Source organism: Streptomyces sp. NPDC057253 (assembly GCF_042669125.1).
GTDB lineage: Bacteria > Actinomycetota > Actinomycetes > Streptomycetales > Streptomycetaceae > Streptomyces.
In genome coordinates this window covers 44,969-61,140 of record NZ_JBHUXV010000020.1, presented here as the reverse complement: position 1 = coordinate 61,140, position 16,172 = coordinate 44,969, and the positions used below count along the sequence as shown (strand labels likewise).

The 16,172-nt window shown below is 72.3% G+C and carries 13 protein-coding genes; 7 read left to right on the top strand and 6 right to left on the bottom strand.

Annotated elements, in window-relative coordinates; translation table 11 throughout:
* Positions 1–6: 6 nt before the first annotated feature.
* From ACFULQ_RS13885 to ACFULQ_RS13865, 5 genes are all read left to right on the top strand, one after another.
* Positions 7–1,506 (top strand): flavin monoamine oxidase family protein, encoded by a 1,500-nt coding sequence (locus tag ACFULQ_RS13885; RefSeq protein WP_383542631.1) that lies wholly within the window; start codon positions 7–9, stop codon positions 1,504–1,506.
* A 105-nt stretch (positions 1,507–1,611) separates the two neighbouring features.
* Positions 1,612–3,837 (top strand): acetate--CoA ligase family protein, encoded by a 2,226-nt coding sequence (locus ACFULQ_RS13880; protein WP_383542628.1) that lies wholly within the window; start codon positions 1,612–1,614, stop codon positions 3,835–3,837.
* Entirely contained in the window at positions 3,828–4,658 is an 831-nt protein-coding gene (locus ACFULQ_RS13875) for an enoyl-CoA hydratase/isomerase family protein (RefSeq protein WP_383542626.1), read from the top strand. Before ACFULQ_RS13880 ends, ACFULQ_RS13875 begins: the two co-directional genes overlap by 10 nt.
* Before the next feature lie 58 nt (positions 4,659–4,716).
* The gene (locus ACFULQ_RS13870; protein WP_383542623.1) at positions 4,717–5,295 is read left to right on the top strand and encodes a flavin reductase family protein; all 579 of its coding nucleotides are present in this window, start codon (positions 4,717–4,719) and stop codon (positions 5,293–5,295) included.
* A 93-nt stretch (positions 5,296–5,388) separates the two neighbouring features.
* Positions 5,389–6,750, top strand: a complete 1,362-nt coding sequence (locus ACFULQ_RS13865; RefSeq protein WP_383542620.1) for an SMI1/KNR4 family protein — start codon at positions 5,389–5,391, stop codon at positions 6,748–6,750.
* Between the two features lie 13 nt (positions 6,751–6,763).
* Here the strand turns inward: ACFULQ_RS13865 and ACFULQ_RS13860 are convergent, their stop codons facing one another.
* On the bottom strand, positions 6,764–8,068 hold the full coding sequence (locus ACFULQ_RS13860) for an MFS transporter (protein WP_383542617.1): 1,305 nt from the start codon (positions 8,066–8,068) through the stop codon (positions 6,764–6,766).
* A 71-nt stretch (positions 8,069–8,139) separates the two neighbouring features.
* Between ACFULQ_RS13860 and ACFULQ_RS13855 the strand changes: the two genes are divergently transcribed.
* Positions 8,140–9,192 carry a GlxA family transcriptional regulator gene (locus ACFULQ_RS13855; RefSeq protein ID WP_383542614.1) on the top strand — a complete coding sequence of 351 codons (1,053 nt, stop codon included), beginning with the start codon at positions 8,140–8,142 and terminating at the stop codon, positions 9,190–9,192.
* Here ACFULQ_RS13855 and ACFULQ_RS13850 read toward each other — a convergent pair.
* The 3 genes from ACFULQ_RS13850 to ACFULQ_RS13840 all read right to left on the bottom strand — a co-directional run bounded on the left by ACFULQ_RS13850 (position 9,114) and on the right by ACFULQ_RS13840 (position 12,290).
* A complete protein-coding gene (locus tag ACFULQ_RS13850; RefSeq protein ID WP_383542611.1) occupies positions 9,114–10,163 on the bottom strand; it encodes a Zn-dependent alcohol dehydrogenase in 1,050 nt (349 codons plus the stop codon). The two genes, ACFULQ_RS13855 and ACFULQ_RS13850, sit on opposite strands and share 79 nt — an antisense overlap.
* Positions 10,163–11,314, bottom strand: a complete 1,152-nt coding sequence (locus ACFULQ_RS13845) for an acyl-CoA dehydrogenase family protein (protein WP_383542608.1) — start codon at positions 11,312–11,314, stop codon at positions 10,163–10,165. The genes ACFULQ_RS13850 and ACFULQ_RS13845 overlap by 1 nt, the downstream gene beginning before the upstream one ends.
* Before the next feature lie 109 nt (positions 11,315–11,423).
* Positions 11,424–12,290: an SDR family NAD(P)-dependent oxidoreductase gene (locus tag ACFULQ_RS13840; RefSeq protein ID WP_383542605.1), complete on the bottom strand. Its 867-nt coding sequence runs from the start codon at positions 12,288–12,290 to the stop codon at positions 11,424–11,426.
* 85 nt (positions 12,291–12,375) lie between these two features.
* Here ACFULQ_RS13840 and ACFULQ_RS13835 point away from each other — a divergent pair, with 85 nt between their 5' ends.
* Complete coding sequence (locus tag ACFULQ_RS13835; RefSeq protein ID WP_383542602.1) at positions 12,376–13,302, top strand: cyclase family protein; 927 nt, start codon at positions 12,376–12,378, stop codon at positions 13,300–13,302.
* 936 nt (positions 13,303–14,238) lie between these two features.
* On the opposite strand, the gene ACFULQ_RS13830 is transcribed toward ACFULQ_RS13835, so the two are convergent.
* Together ACFULQ_RS13830 and ACFULQ_RS13825 are read right to left on the bottom strand one after the other, a co-directional pair.
* Entirely contained in the window at positions 14,239–14,718 is a 480-nt protein-coding gene (locus ACFULQ_RS13830; protein ID WP_383542599.1) for an ATP-binding protein, read from the bottom strand.
* Between the two features lie 510 nt (positions 14,719–15,228).
* On the bottom strand, positions 15,229–16,101 hold the full coding sequence (locus ACFULQ_RS13825; protein WP_383542597.1) for an acyl-CoA dehydrogenase family protein: 873 nt from the start codon (positions 16,099–16,101) through the stop codon (positions 15,229–15,231).
* Positions 16,102–16,172 lie beyond the last annotated feature (71 nt).

Sequence of the window (16,172 nt, the reverse complement as noted above, 5' to 3'; positions counted from 1 at the left end):
ACGCACGTGGCACGCGAAAGACAGCTCACCCCGCTCTCCCGGCGCTCCCTGCTCGGCGGTGCCGCCGCGGCGGCCGGTGCCGTCACCCTCGCCGGCACCGCCGCCTCTCCCGCATCCGCCGCCACGACCCGTGACGTGGACGTCGCGATCGTCGGCGGCGGTCTGGCCGGGCTCACCGCGGCCCGTGACCTGGTCGCGGGCGGAAAGACGGTCGCCGTCCTGGAGGCCCGGGACCGCGTCGGCGGCCGGGTCCTGAACCTGAAGCTGGCGAACGGCGGGGTCACCGAGGGCGGCGGCGAGTTCATCGGCCCCACCCAGGACCGCATCAAGGCACTCGCCGACTCGCTCGGGGTGGCCACCTTCCCCACCTACAACACCGGCAACAACCTCCTCTACAAGGACGGCAAGAGGACGCCGTACGCCACCGACGGCCTCCTCGGCTCGGTCCCGCCGATCGACGTGGCAGGGCTCGCCAACGCGGCGATCGTCCAGTCCTCCCTCGACGACATGGCCAAGACGATCCCGCTGGACGCCCCCTGGACCGCCGCGAAGGCCGACGAGTGGGACCGGCAGACCTTCGAGACCTGGCTGCGCGCCAACGCGGTCATCCCGTCGGCCAAGTTCCTCCTGGACGTGGCCTGCACCTCGATCTTCTCCGCCGAACCCCGTGAACTCTCCCTGCTGTTCGTGCTGTTCTACATAGCCGCGGCCGGCAACGAGACCACTCCCGGCACCCTGGAGCGGCTCACCGAGACCGCGGGCGGCGCCCAGGAACTGCGCTTCGTCGGCGGCTCCCAGCTCGTGCCGATCAAGCTCGCCGCCACCCTGGGCGACCGGGTGGTCCTGAACGCCCCGGTGCGCACGATCGCCAAGTCCGGCTCGAAGTACGTCGTCACGGCCGACGGGGTCACCGTCACCGCCAAGCGGGTCGTGGTCGCCGTACCGCCGCCGCTCGCGGCCCGCATCACCTACGACCCGCTGCTGCCCGCCGCCCGCGACCAGCTCACCCAGCGGCTGCCGATGGCCTCGGTCGGCAAGGCGATCGCCATCTACGACACCCCGTTCTGGCGGGCCGACGGCCTCAACGGCCAGGTGGTCAGCGACAGCGGCGTGATCAGCTCGACCTTCGACAACTCCCCGCCGGACGCCTCCTACGGCGCGCTGATGGGCTTCATCGAGGCCGACGAGGCCCGCAAGTTCGACGGCGCGAGCGAGGCGGACGTCAAGGCGGCCGTCCTCAAGGACTACGTGAACTACTTCGGCTCGAAAGCGGCCTCCCCGACCTCCTTCGTCCTGCAACGCTGGAACAACGAGGCCTTCACCCGCGGCGGCCCGGTCTCGATCGCCGCGCCCGGCGTGCTCACCCAGTACGGCCCCGCGCTGCGCACCCCGGTGGGCGGTATCCACTGGGCGGGCACGGAGACCTCGCTGCACTGGAACGGCTTCATGGACGGAGCCGTCCGCTCCGGTGAGCGGGTGGCCAAGGAGGTTCTCGCGGTCCTGTAGTCCGCTCGTCAACTTTGCGTGCACGCCCGTTCCTGACACAGCGTCAGTTCTGTAATCTGACACTGCGTCAGTTATTCACGCTGTCACACAGGAGCGGGCGGACCGATGCTTGGATCAACCCACGGCACCCTCACCACCGACTCCCGCCGGGCCCGGGTCATCGCGTGCGGCGAGCAACCCGGCCCCGCCGTCCACGGCAGGCCCGCCGACGTCGACGACCTCGACGTCGGCGGCCGTCCGCTGTATACGGACGTCCCCGACCTGGACCGTTTCTTCCGGCCGGAATCGGTCGCCGTGATCGGCGCCTCGGACGCCGAGGGCCGCCCGAACACCGGTGTCACCCGGCAGTTGATCGACTGGGCGGGACGGGTGGGAGCCCGGCTGCACCCGGTGCACCCCACCCGCCCTGCCGTCTTCGGCATCCCCTGCGTGACCTCCGTGGCCGACCTGCCCGAACAGGTCGACCTGGCCGTCCTGCTGGTCGCCGACCCGCTGCCGGTCATCGAGGAACTCGCCGAGGCCAAGGTGAGGTTCGCGGTCGTCTTCGCCTCCGGTTTCGCCGAGACCGGCGAGGAGGGGGCGGCGGCACAGGAGCGGCTCGCCGCCGCCGTGGCGGAGTCCGGGATGCGACTGCTGGGCCCCAACACCAATCTGAACGCCTTCTCCTCCTTCCGCGAGGACCTCGAAGGCCCCGGCATCGCCCTGATCACCCAGTCCGGCCACCAGGGGCGGCCGGTGTACGCCCTCCAGGAACTCGGCATCCGCCTCACCCACTGGGCGCCCACCGGCAACGAGGCCGACCTGGAGAGCGCCGACTTCCTCTCCTGGTTCGCCGAGCGGCCCGAGGTCGGCGCGATCGCCTGCTATCTGGAGGGCCTGAAGGACGGCCGCTCCTTCCTGCTCGCCGCCGACCGGGCCGCCCGCCGCAAGGTGCCGGTGGTCGCGGTCAAGGTGGGCCGCACCGAGACCGGCGCCCGCACGGCCGCCTCCCACACCGGCAAGCTCACCGGCGCCGACGCGGTGGTGGACGCGGCGATGCGCCAGTACGGCGTGATCCGCGTCGACGGCCTGGACGAACTCCAGGACACCGCCGCCCTGTTGGCCCGCGCGAGGCCGCCGCGCGCCGAAGGGGTGGTGGTGTACTCGATCTCGGGCGGCACCGGCGCCCACTTCGCCGACCTGGCGACGGAGGCGGGGCTGAGGCTGCCCGCCCTCTCCGAGGCCAAGCAGGCCGAACTGCACCAGTGGATACCGGAGTTCCTGAGCGTGGCCAACCCCGTCGACAACGGCGGGCACCCGGTCGGCGACTGGCGCGGCCGGAAGATCATCGACGCGATCCTCGCCGACCCGTCCGTCGGGGTGCTGATCTGCCCGGTGACCGGCCCCTTCCCACCCCTGAGCGACCGGCTGGTGCAGGACCTGGTGGACGCGGCCGAGCAGACCGACAAGCTGGTGTGCGTGGTGTGGGGCTCGCCCGTCGGTACCGAACCCGCCTACCGCGAGGTGCTGCTCGGCTCCTCCCGGGTGGCGACCTTCCGCACGGTCGGCAACTGCATCACCGCGGTCCGCGCCTACCTCGACCACCACCGCTTCGTCAGCGGCTACCGCTCCCCCTTCGACGAGGCCCCCCGCACCCCTTCTCCGTCCTTCCGCAAGGCACAGGCGCTGATGCGCCCGGGCCAGCAGCTCAGCGAGCACGCGGCGAAGCAGCTGCTGCGGGCGTACGGGATCCGGGTGCCGCGCGAGCAGCTGGTGACCAGCGCGGCGGCGGCCGTACGGGCGGCCGGTCAGGTCGGCTACCCGGTCGTGATGAAGGCGTCCGGCGGGCGGATCGCCCACAAGACCGAGCTCGGCCTGGTGAAGGTCGGCCTGACCTCGGCCAGCCAAGTACGGGACGCCTACCGTGAGTTGACGGACATCGCCCGCTACGAGGACGTCTCCCTGGACGGCGTGCTGGTCTGCCAGATGGTCGAGCGGGGTGTCGAGATGGTCGTCGGGGCCACGCACGACGAGCTGTTCGGGCCGACGGTGACGGTCGGGCTCGGCGGGGTCCTGGTCGAGGTGCTGCGCGACACCGCCGTACGGGTGCCGCCCTTCGGTGAGGAGCAGGCCCGGGACATGCTGGCGGACCTGCGCGGGCGGGCGCTCCTGGACGGGGTCAGGGGGCGGCCCCCGGCGGATCTGGACGCGCTCGTGGAGGTCGTGCTGCGGGTGCAGCGCATGGTGGTGGAGCTCGGGGACGAGGTGGCGGAGCTCGACGTCAACCCGCTGATGGTGCTGCCCAGGGGGCAGGGGGCGGTGGCGCTGGACGCGTTGGTGGTGTGCCGGTGAGCGAGGTGCTGCATGTCATCGAGGGCCAGGTCGCACATCTCACCCTCAATCGGCCCGAGGCGCTGAACGCCCTCACCCCCGACCAGCGCGACCGTCTGATCCGGCTGCTCGGCGAGGCGTCCGCTGACCCCGAGGTCCGGGCCGTGGTCCTCACCGGCACCGGGCGGGGGTTCTGCGCGGGGGCGGACCTGCGGGGCGGGGCGGTGGCCTCACACGGGTCGACCGCGTCCACAGGCACCACCGGGCCCGGCGAGCGGGTGGCCGGTGACGTGGCCCGGGTGATCCGTGACGGCGCCCAGCGCCTGATCGCCGCCGTCCTCGACTGCGAGAAGCCGGTGATCGCGGCGGTCAACGGCACGGCGGCCGGCCTGGGCGCCCATCTGGCCCTCGCCTGCGATCTCGTGCTGGCCGCCGAATCGGCCCGCTTCATCGAGGTGTTCGTGCGCCGGGGCCTGGTCCCCGACGGCGGCGGCGCCTACCTCCTGCCGCGGCTCGTCGGCCCCCGGCGGGCCAAGGAGCTGATGTTCTTCGGCGACGCCCTCCCGGCCGCGGACGCCGAGCGGCTGGGCCTCGTCAACCGGGTCGTCCCGGACGGGGAGTTGGACAAGACGGCCCGCGAGTGGGCGGCCCGCCTCGCCACCGGCCCGACCCGCGCCCTCGCGCTGACGAAGCAGCTCGTCAACGCCTCCCTCGACAGCGACCGCGCCACCGCCTTCGCCGCCGAGGCCGCCGCACAGGAGATCAACATGACGACGGCGGACGCACAGGAGGGCGTGGCGAGCTTCGTGGAGCGCAGGAGCCCGGAGTTCCGGGGGCGGTGAGGCTCACGTGTGCCCGGCTCTTCCTATCTGACGCACCGTCAGCTTCAATGGAAAGGTGATGGGACAAGCGGGGACGGCGGAAGCGGCCGTCCGTTATCTGAGGTCGACCGGGGCGCGGCCGGTGGAGGCACTGCCCCGGCCCGAGCTGAGGTGCGTCCGCGAGGACGAGCGCGCGCCGCTCGACCCGGCCGAGTTCCGGCGGGTGCTCGGGAACTTCGCGACCGGCGTCACCGTGATCACGGCCCCGGGCACACCTCCCGCCGGCTTCGCCTGCCAGTCCTTCTCCTCCCTCTCCCTGGACCCGCCGCTCGTCGCGTTCATGGTGGGCCGTACGTCGGGCACCTGGCCGCGGATCGCCCAGGCGGGCGTCTTCTGCGTGAACGTCCTCAGCGCCGAACAGGGCGAGCTGTGCCGGGCGTTCGCGGTGAGCGGCGCCGACAAGTTCGCGGGCGTGCGCCATGAACCGTCCCCGGTCTCCGGCTCACCGCGCCTCGCGGGCACGCTCGCGTGGATCGACTGCACGATCCACGCGGTGCACACCGGCGGTGACCATCTGATCGTGGTGGGACGGGTGGACGCGCTGGGGGCGGGAGAGGGCGAGCTGCCCCTGCTGTTCCACCAAGGGCGCTTCATCTGAGGGACCCGTCCGGACCGGTCCGGTGGGGCCGGTTGTCAGTGGCCGCCGCGATAATCGCTGCGCCACGACCGCCGGAGCGACGGAGAGCCCGCCTTGTCCCCGATCCATGAATTCACCACCTGGGAACCGCTGTTGTGGCTCCTGTACACCGACAACGCGGAGCGCCTCGCCGCGCCGGGCGGCCATGTGGCCGGGCACATCAGCCACGGCGCGTGGAGCGTGCCGGTGCGACGGCGATCGCCCCCTCCCGGCCAGGCCGCCCAGATCGAGGACATGCAGGAGGAGTTCGACGCGGTGCGGCGGGTGCACACGGCGCTCGCCGAGTCCGGGGTCGACGGCGTCGCGTTCGTCGCGGAGATCTCACCGGCCGGCCGGGCCGTCCTGCACCTCATCGAGACCGGTCCCGCCGTGGAACCCGGCATCGGCGGACCGCACCCGGGCTCGATCCTGCTGGTCGAGGGCGCCGTACCCGAGCCCTGGCGGCGGCTGCCCGACCCCGTGGCCGGGGCCGCCCCGGACCCGGCGGCCGATCCCGCGCTGCTGGAGCGGACCCTGCGCGAGCGGCTCCCCGACGCGATCGGCGCCACCGAGGCGGAGATCGCGGCCGCGGAGGAGCGCCTCGGCAGCACGCTGCCCGAGGAGCTGAAGGCGCTGTACCGGGTGACGCGGGCGCGGTGGGAGGACTGGGGCGACTACGACACGGCGGAGCCGGTCTATGACGCGGTGGGCTGCGAGCTGTTCCCGCTGGACCGCCTGTACGTCGCCGACGCCGCGTCCCGCAGGAGTCCTTGGCAGTTCGCGGCGATGGAGGCGGTCGTCACCCCGCCCGACGCGGCGGTGCAGGGCCTGGTCGGCTCCCCCGGCTGGATCGTCTTCGGTGACAACGGCGGCGGTGACCGGCTCGCGGTCGACCTGACCCCGGGTCCACGCGGTCACACAGGGCAGATCATCCTGATCGGCCACGAGGAGAACATCGGCGCCGACCTGCTCGCGGCCTCGCTGACCGGCCTGGTGCGCGACGGGGAGCGCGAGGAGCGCGCTCACCGCAGAGAGGCGCCGGAGGTGGCGTACGTCAATGTCGCGAGCCTCGGCAGTGTGGAGGAGGCCGCCGACCCCGCCCTCGAAGTCCTGTCCATCGGCGTGTGGGAGGGCGCCCCCGTCAGCCTGGCCCCCGTCGTCGGGCTCCCCCGGCTGCGGACGCTCAGCGCGTATCCCGGGACGCTCGCCGACCCGCTGGAGATCGCGAAGCTGACCGGCCTCGAATATCTGGAGCTCGCCCCGGAGGACTGGCGGACGCTCCTGGACGCCGACGCGGTCCCCCGGAGCCTGCTCGCGGCCGGCATCGAGGTCCACGGCGAACGGCACCCGCTCCCAGTGGTCGACCTCGCCAACGAACTCCTCGCCCGCTGGGACCGTCCGCCGATGACCCGGACGGTCCTGGAGGGCGACCTGTGAGCGGGGGCCGGCGCTAGGCGATCGCGAGCGCGGGGGCGGCCGGCCGGCGCCGGATCACGAGGGCCATCAGCGCCGCCGCCGCGCACAGCGCCCCCGAGGCGTACCAGACCATGTCGTACGTGCCGAACACGTCCCGGGCCACTCCGCCGAGGAAGGCGATCAGGGCCGCGCCGACCTGGTGGGAGGCGAGGACCCAGCCGAAAACGATCGCGCTGTCCTCGCCGTACTGCTCACGGCACAGCGCGACGGTGGGCGGGACGGTGGCGACCCAGTCGAGGCCGTAGAAGACGATGAAGAAGAGCATCGGCGGGTGCACCGACGGGGCCAGGAGCATGGGCAGGAACAGCAGCGAGATGCCGCGCAGGGCGTAGTACACCGCGAGCAGGCGGCGGGGTTCGAAGCGGTCGGTGAACCAGCCGGAGGCCACCGTGCCCACGACGTCGAAGACGCCGATGACCGCGAGCAGCGAGGCGGCGGCCGTGACGGGCATGCCGTGGTCGTGGGCGGCGGGCACGAAGTGGGTCTGGACGAGGCCGTTGGTGGAGGCCCCGCAGATCGCGAAGGTGCCGGCGAGCAGCCAGAAGGGGCCGGTGCGGGCGGCCTTGAACAGCACCGTCACCGCTCGGCGGGCGGCACCGGGGACGGGCTCCGGCTTCGGTACGAACTCCTTCGCGCCGTACGGCCTGAGGCCCACGTCGGCCGGGTGGTCGCGCAGCAGCAGCCAGACGAAGGGAACGACCGCGAGGGCGGCGAGTGCGACCGTGATCGCCGCGGGCCTCCAGTCGTGCTCCTCGACCATCCAGGACAGCAGCGGCAGGAAGATCAGCTGGCCGGAGGCGGAGGCGGCGGTCAGGATGCCGGTGACCAGGCCGCGCCGCTCGGTGAACCAGCGGTTGGTGACGGTCGCGGCGAAGGCGAGGGCCATCGAGCCGCTGCCGAGGCCGACGAGCAGACCCCAGTAGAGCATCAGCTGCCAGGCGGCCGTCATCCACACGGTCAGGCCCGAGCCGACGGCGATCACGGTCAGCGCGACGGCGACCACCCGCCGGATGCCGAAACGGTCCATCAGCGCGGCCGCGAAGGGCGCGGTCAGGCCGTAGAGGGCGAGGTTGACGGAGACGGCCGCGCCGATGGTGCCGCGTGACCAGCCGAAGTCCTGGTGCAGGGGGTCGATGAGGAGGCCGGGCAGGGAGCGGAAGGCGGCGGCGCCGATGATCGTCACGAAGGTGACGGCGGCGACGAACCAGGCGCGGTGGATGCGGAATCCTCCGGGGGACCGGGTTTCCTCGACGGCTGCGGCTTCGGTTGTCTGGGTCACGACATAGAGCGTGCGGCCTGCGGCCCGGCGAATCCATTGGCCCGAAGGACAGCATTCGTTAGGATCGGGCCATGAAGCCGCACCGCGTCGTCGTCCTCGCCATGGACGGTGTCCTCCCCTTCGAGCTGGGCATCCCGCACCGGATCTTCGGCCGGCCCCGGGACGCCGAGGGGCGGCTGCTGTACGACGTCGTCACCTGCTCGATCCGCCCGCCGGGCCCGGTGCAGACCGACGCCGACTTCGCCATCCAGGTCGAGCACGGCCCGGAGACCCTGGCCACCGCCGACACCGTGATCGTCCCGGCGTCGTACGAACTGGGCCCGGTCTTCGAGCGGGGCGAGCTGACCGACGAACTGGCCGCCGCGCTCGCCCACATCCGCCCCGGCACCCGGCTCGCCTCCATCTGCACCGGTGTCTACGTCCTCGCCGCCGCCGGTTACCTCGACGGCCGCCCCGCCACCACGCACTGGGCCGACTCCGACCGGCTCCAGGAGCTCTTCCCGCAGATCAGGGTCGATCCGGAGGTCCTGTTCATCGACGACGGCGACGTCCTGACGTCCGCGGGCGTGGCGGCCGGTGTCGACCTGTGCCTGCACATGGTCCGCCGCGACCACGGCACGGCGGTCGCCAACGAGGTGGCCCGCCGCACCGTCGTACCGCCGCACCGGGACGGCGGTCAGGCGCAGTACATCCACCGCCCGGTTCCCGACCCCCAGGCGTCGACCACCACCTCGGCCCGCGCCTGGGCGCTGGGCCGCCTCCACGAACCGATCCAGCTGCGGGACATGGCCGCGCAGGAGGCCATGTCGGTGCGCACCTTCACGCGCCGCTTCCGCGAGGAGGCCGGCATCAGCCCCGGCCAGTGGCTCACCCAGCAGCGGGTGGAGCGCGCTCGGCACCTCCTGGAGTCCACCGACCTCTCCGTGGACCAGGTGGCCCACGACGCGGGCTTCGGCACGGCCCAGTCGATGCGCCAGCACCTCCAGGCGGCGCTCGGCGTCACCCCGACCGCGTACCGCCGCACCTTCCGGGCCGGGACGACAGGTCAGAAGGTCAGCACTCCTCGCGCCACCCGTCCCGCCTCCGCGTCCCCGACCGCCTTCTCGAAGTCCTCGATCGGGTAGGTCTCGGTGACCAGTTCGTCGAGGAAGAGGCGGCCCTGGCGGTAGAGCTCGGCGTACCTCGGGATGTCCCGCTGGGGCCGCGAGGACCCGTAACGGCAGCCGAGGACGGCCTTGTCGAGGAACATCGACGAGACGACGAAGGACGCCTCCGCACCCGCGGCCGGCGTCCCCAGCAGCACCGCCTGTCCGTGCCGGTCCAGCAGGTCGATGGCGGCGCGCACGAGTTCGACCCGCCCCACGCACTCGAAGGCGTGGTCCACGCCGTACGGCAGCAGCTCCCGCACCCCCTCCACCGACGTCAGGAAGTCACTCGCCCCGAACTGCCGGGCCACCGCCTCCTTGGCCGGATTGGCGTCCACGGCCACGATCCGCGACGCCCCGGCGATCCGCGCGCCCTGGATGACGTTGAGCCCGATCCCCCCGGTCCCGATCACCAGCACGCTGTCCCCGAGGTCCACCCGGGCCCGGTTGAGCACGGCTCCCGCCCCGGTCAGCACCCCGCACCCGATGAGCGCGGCGGACGTCAGCGGGATGTCCTCGGGGATCCGGACCGCCTGGACGGCCTTCACCACGGTCCGTTCCGCGAAGGCGGAGTTGCTCGCGAACTGGAACACCCGCTCCCCGCCCCGCGAGAAGGGCTTCTGCGGCCGCCCGATGGCCTTGCGGCACATGGTCGGCCGCCCCCGGTCGCAGTCGGCACAGGCACCGCAGTTGGCCAGCGTGGACAGCGCCACATGGTCCCCGGGCCCGACATGCCCGACCCCCTCCCCCACGGCCTCCACGACCCCGGCGCCCTCATGCCCGAGCACCACCGGCACCGGGAACGGAATGGTCCCGTCCACCACGGACAGGTCGCTGTGGCACAGCCCGGCCGCCGCGATCGCGACCAGCACCTCCCCGGGCCCCGGATCCCGCACCTCCAGGTCGTCGACGACCTGGATCTGCCTCCCGTCGAACAGCACGCCGCGCATCAGACGACCCCCTTGGGTTCCCTGGGCAGACCGAGCACCCGCTCGGCGATGATGGTGCGCTGGACCTGGTCCGAGCCGCCGTAGACGGTGTCGGCCCGCGAGAACAGGAACAGGTGCTGCGCCTCGTCGAGTTCGTACGGCGACGCCGGGGACCACTCCCGGGGCCCGACCGCGGCCTGCGCCCCGCGCACGAGCATCGCCAGCTCCCCGAGCCGCTGATGCCACCCGGCCCACAGCAGCTTGGCCACATTGGGCGCCCCGGTGTCCCCCGAACCGCCCAGCGTGCGCAGCGCGTTCCACCGCATGACCCGCAACTCGGCCCACTGCCGCACGAGCAGAGCGCGTACGACGGGATCGGCGACGGCGTCACTGCGTACGGCGTCCCGCACGACCCGGCTCAACTCCTGCGCAAAACCGACCTGTTGGGCCAGCGTGGACACCCCGCGCTCGAAGCCCAGCAGGCTCATGGCCACCCGCCAGCCGTTCCCCTCGCCCCCGACGACATGTTCCGCCCGCGCGTGGGCCCCGTCGAAGAAGACCTCGTTGAACTCACTGGTCCCGGTCATCTGCCGAATGGGCCGCACCTCGACGAGCCCCGGCTGATCCATGGGCACGAGGAGAAAGGACAGCCCATGGTGCCGACGCGACTCCGGATCGGTCCGGGCCAGCACAAAACACCAGTCCGCCTCGTGCGCCAGCGAGGTCCAGATCTTCTGCCCACTGATCCGATACGACCCGTCCCCGCCCCGCACGGCCCTGGTCCGCACCCCGGCGAGATCGGACCCGGCCCCGGGCTCGCTGTACCCCTGACACCACAACTCCTCCCCAGCGGCGACGGGAGGCAGAAACCGCCGCTTCTGCTCATCACTGCCGTGCGCGAGAAGAGTGGGCGCGAGCAACTTCTCCCCGATGTGCCCGGACCGCGCAGGCGCCCCGGACCGCGCGTACTCCTCGGCCCAGACGACTTGTTGGGTCAGCGTGGCGGTCCGATTCCCGTACCCGGCCGCACCCCAACCGAGCCCGATCCAACCGGACTTCCCGAGAGTGCGTTCCCAGCCACGACGGTCCTGAGCGCCATCGGCGTGACAGGAGAGCCATTCCCGCACTTCGGCACGGAACGCCTCGTCCTCGCCGGTGAATCCGAAATCCACGAGGGTCTCCTATCCACACCGGTCCAGGTATCCCACCCAGGGGCGCAGGGAACTGCGCGACCAGCCACACACGACCCGCACCCGCCAGATCACGCGCACCCCCGACCCCCTAGGCACCCGGCCCCGAAAGCAACGGCATCGGATCCACCCCCACCGACCCCGGCAGGAACTCCGCGATCGACTCGGGCGTCCACCCGCCGGAGGCATACGCGGCACGCACCTCCCGCGGCTGAGCCCACACCGCGATCTTCGCCCCCGCCACCGTGTACACCTGCCCGGTGATCTCCCGGGCCCGCGAGGACAGCAGATAGACCACCATCGCCGCCACATCCTCCGGCTCCCCGATCTCCGCCAGATCGAAGGGAACGTTCGCCGACATCCGCGTACGAGCCACCGGCGCCACCGCGTTCGCGGTCACCCCGTACTTGTGCATCGCGAGAGCCGCACTGCGCACGAGCGAGATGATCCCCCCTTTCGCCGCGCTGTAATTGGCCTGCGAAAAGGACCCCTGATGGTTCCCGCTGGTGAATCCGATCAACGTCCCCGCCCGCTGCTGCCGCATCACCGCGGAAGCCGCCCGGAACACGGTGAACGTCCCCTTCAGATGGGTCGCGACCACCGGGTCCCACTCCTCCTCGGACATGTTGAACAGCATCCGCTCCCGCAGGATCCCGGCCACGCAGACCACACCGTCGAGCCGCCCGTAGGAGGACAGCGCGGTGTCGACGACCCGCTGCCCACCCGCCATCGTCGAGATGTCGTCGGCCACGGCGACGGCCTCACCCCCGGCCGCCTCGATCTCCTTCACCACCGCGGAGGCGACCTCGCTCGTGGGGGACGCCCCGTCCACGGAGACGCCGTAGTCGTTGACGACGGCCTTCGCCCCCTCGGCCGCCGCGGCCAGGGCCACCGCCCGTCCGATCCCCCGCCCCGCGCCGGTCACGGCGACGACCTTGCCTGCCAAGAAGTTCCCCACGCCCGGCCCCTTCCCGCGGTTTCTGACGGACCGTTAGATTTTATGACCCGTCAGATGTGCGGACACAAGCCCCGGGGAGGGCCCGATGTCACTTCCGGCCGCGTTCCACGACATCGCCAAGCGCGTGAACAACTGGGGGCGTTGGGGGGCCGACGACGAGATCGGCACCCTGAACCTGATCACCGACGAGGTCGTCCGCGAGGCGGCGGCGACGGTCCGCACGGGCCGCCGCGTCCCGCTGGCGCTCCCCCTGAAGCAGGACGGCGTGCAGACCGGGATGGTGCCGGGCCGGGTCAACCCCCTGCACACGATGGTGCAGATCAACCAGGAGATCTTCGGCCCGGGGACGGTCGCGTGCAGCGACGACGCGGTGACCATGGGCCTCCAGGCGGCCACCCACTGGGACGCCCTCACCCACGTCTCGCACTCGGGGACGCTCTACAACGGCCGCCCCGCAGGCACCATCACCCCGCACGGCGGCGCCGAGTTCAGCGGGATCGACAAGGCACGGCACGTCGTCTCGCGCGGGGTGCTGCTCGACGTGGCCCGCGCGCGGGGCGTGGCGCGGCTCGACGGGGGGCACGCGGTGACGCCGGAGGACCTGGAGGCGGCCGAGGAACTCGCGGGCACGCGGGTGCGTGCCGGTGACGTCGTGCTCGTACGGACCGGGCAGGTCCAGGTGTATCTGGCCGGGAACAAGGAGGCGTACGCCTATCCGTCGCCCGGTCTGTCGGTGCGCACTCCGGAGTGGTTCCACGCGCGCGATGTCGCGGCGGTCGCCAATGACACCCTGACGTTCGAGATCTTCCCGCCCGAGATCGAGGACCTGTGGCTGCCGGTGCACGCGCTGCACCTGGTGGAGATGGGGATGCTCCAGGGTCAGAACTGGAACCTGGAGGAATTGTCCACAGCCTGTGGAGAAGCGGGCCGCTACGCGTTTCTGCTGTCGGCAATGCCCGAGCCGTTCGTCGGCGGCACCGGAACGCCCGTGGCCCCGGTGGCCGTGCTGTGACAGGTCGGTCGGCGGCGCGCGCAGGCCCGCCCCGAGCTCGGCATCGCGCGCCGCCGTCATCGACTCCCGTGCGCCCTGGGGGAGTCGACACCGCGTCACGATCCGCTCTCGTCGAGGACCTCCGTCACCGAAGCCCTCGGCGTCCCCTCGCGGCGAATCGCTGACTCCAGCGTGATCAATCGAACACTTTGCGTCAACACCCTTAGGGCGATTAATTACTTACGCCCTGTTTGCCGCGACCGCGCACCGATGCACCTCCCGGCGCACCGGCACACCGCGAGAGAGAACGGGACCGGTTTCTGCACCCATGCGCCGGTCGATCCCACACCCGACCGAGGACCGACGCCCGACGGCACAACCCCGCGCCGGGTGGCCGCCGGGTCTTCGGGCCGGGCAGGTTCGAGCGGATCCGCAACCCCACGCCGGACGCCCACCGAGACCGCAGCCCGGGCAGGTTCGGGCCGCGGGCCGAGCACGTCCGCAACCCTCCGCCGGGCAGCCACCGAGACCACAGGCCGAACACGTCCGCAACCCCACGCCGGACGCCCACCGGGCCACAAGCCGGGCAAGTGCGGGCCGCGGACCGAGCACGTCCGCAACCCTCCGCCGGGCAGCCACCGAGACCACAGGCCGAACACGTCCGCAACCACGCGCCGGACGACCACCGGGCCGCGGGCCGGGCAGGTTCGGGCCGCAGCCGGGCGCGTCCGCAATCCTGCGCCGGACGCCCACCGGGACCGCAGGCCAGGAGGTTGGGCCGCAGGCCGAGCGCGTCCGCAACCCTGCGCAGGACGGCCTCCAGGCCACGGGCCGGGCGAATTCGGGGCCGCGAGCCGGGCAGGTCCGCAGCCGAGCGCCGGGCGGATCCGGGGCCCCGCACGGTCACATCGCCCCGCGCTGCCACACCGCCCCGCACGGTCACATCGCCCCGCGCTGTCACACCGCCTCGAACGCCGCCAGCCCCTCGTACGCCGAGGCGTCGATGTCGTAGACCTTGGTGTCGTAGACCTCGGTGTTCTCCTGCGGCCGCTCGCTGCGGTCGAGTTCGCACCAGATGCTCTTGCCGGCGCCCTCCCGGCTCCAGCCCCAGCGATCCGCGAGGCCGTCGACCAGGGCGAGGCCGCGGCCGCCTGTCGCGTCGCCGTCCACACATCTCGGCACCGGAGCCCGGCCGCTGCGGTCGGCCACCTCCAGGCGGACGGGGGCCGACTCCGCCTCGGCGCCCGGCAGGGACAGCCGCAGCACGGCGGGCCGGCCGGTGTGCACCACGGCGTTGGTGACCAGTTCGGACACGAGCAGGATCAGGGTCTCGGCGAGCGGTTCGTCGACCCCTATCCCGGACCCGGCGAGCCGTGAGCGGGCCCACCGCCGGGCTCGCCCCACCTCTGCGGGGTCGGGCCGGATCTCCAGCTGCACTTGAAGCACCTGCACCGCTCACACCATCCGAACCGGCGGGCCCATGGCCTCGCGCCTCACGAGGGCCACGATCGTAGCCATTTTTTGCATGACCGGGACAATGACCGAAGCCGGGGTCACAGAACGTGAGTCCCTTACGAGACAGCATGGTTGACGTACAGTCACGCCAACAAGCGCTTCGGGCATATTCCAGCGCGAAGGAGTACCCGTGCGGGATACTGTGCGACGCTCGCGACAGGGAGTCGAACAGGGGTCAGGCGAAAGCCCTCCCACCCTGCGAGCAGCGGCGCGCACCGCCGGGTCCGGCGCGGCCCCATCGGCAACACCGGCATGGCTCAGGCTCCGAACCACTCGCATCTCACACAAGGTACCGGAGCAGGACGCCGACTCCAGGACGTGACGAGTCACACATAGGACACAACCCGATATCAACGCTCCGTGATTCCGGTATGCCACAATCCGCGACATCCGCACCGGGCGCACCGGAGACGGGGCAGGCCGCGAGCCACCTCAGGCCAACAGATCGACGGCGAGCGACTCCTCACTCTCCGCACCACCACCGCCCCGCCGGGCCCGCACCCAGGCCCGCTTCAGCAGCAGCTGCACCTCGCACTCCCAGGTGAACCCCATGCCGCCGTGCACCTGAAGACAGTCCCTGGCACCCCGCTCTGCCGCCTCGTCGGCCAGCAGCCGGGCCGCGGCGATGTCCACGGGGTCGGCGGTCACGGCGGCCGCGTACACCGCGGCCCGTGCCGTCTCGGCCCGCACCAGCATCCCCGCGCACAGATGCTTGACCGCCTGGAACGCCCCGATCGGCTGCCCGAACTGCTCCCGCGTCCGCGCGTGTTGCACGGCCAGCTCACACGCACGCGTGGCCGTACCGAGCTGCTCGGCGGCGGTGAGCAGCACGGCGACGGGATCGACGGCACGCGCGCGTGCGCCGGGCACCCGGTGCAGCGGGGTGAGCGGATCGACCGAGGCCAGGGGTACGGCCCCCGCAGCCTCCCCCCGGACGACATCGGCCTCCTCCAGCCACTCCACGAGCCCGCTCGGGTCGACGTCAGCCACGACGACGGCTCCCTCGGCGGCCCCGTCCACGACGCCCGCGGCGAGGTGGGTCGCCACCAGAGGCCCGGGCAACAGCACCCGTCCGGCCTCCTCGAAGGCCAACACGGCCTCCGGCAACCCGAGTCCGACCCCACCGTCCGCCTCGGGCACCCGCAGCGAGAAGAACCCGGCGGCCCCCAGCTCCCGCCACAGCCCACGGTCGAGCCCGGGAGCATCCGCGGCATCCCGCAGCGCCGCACCACCGAACCGACGGGCAAGCAACCCCCGTACACCGTCCCGCAACGCCACCTGATCACCGGTCAGTTGAAACCGCATGTCACGCCCCCATCTTCTCGACGAGGGCTGCGGTAACCCACCCAGGGGCGCGGGGAACTGCGCGACCAGCC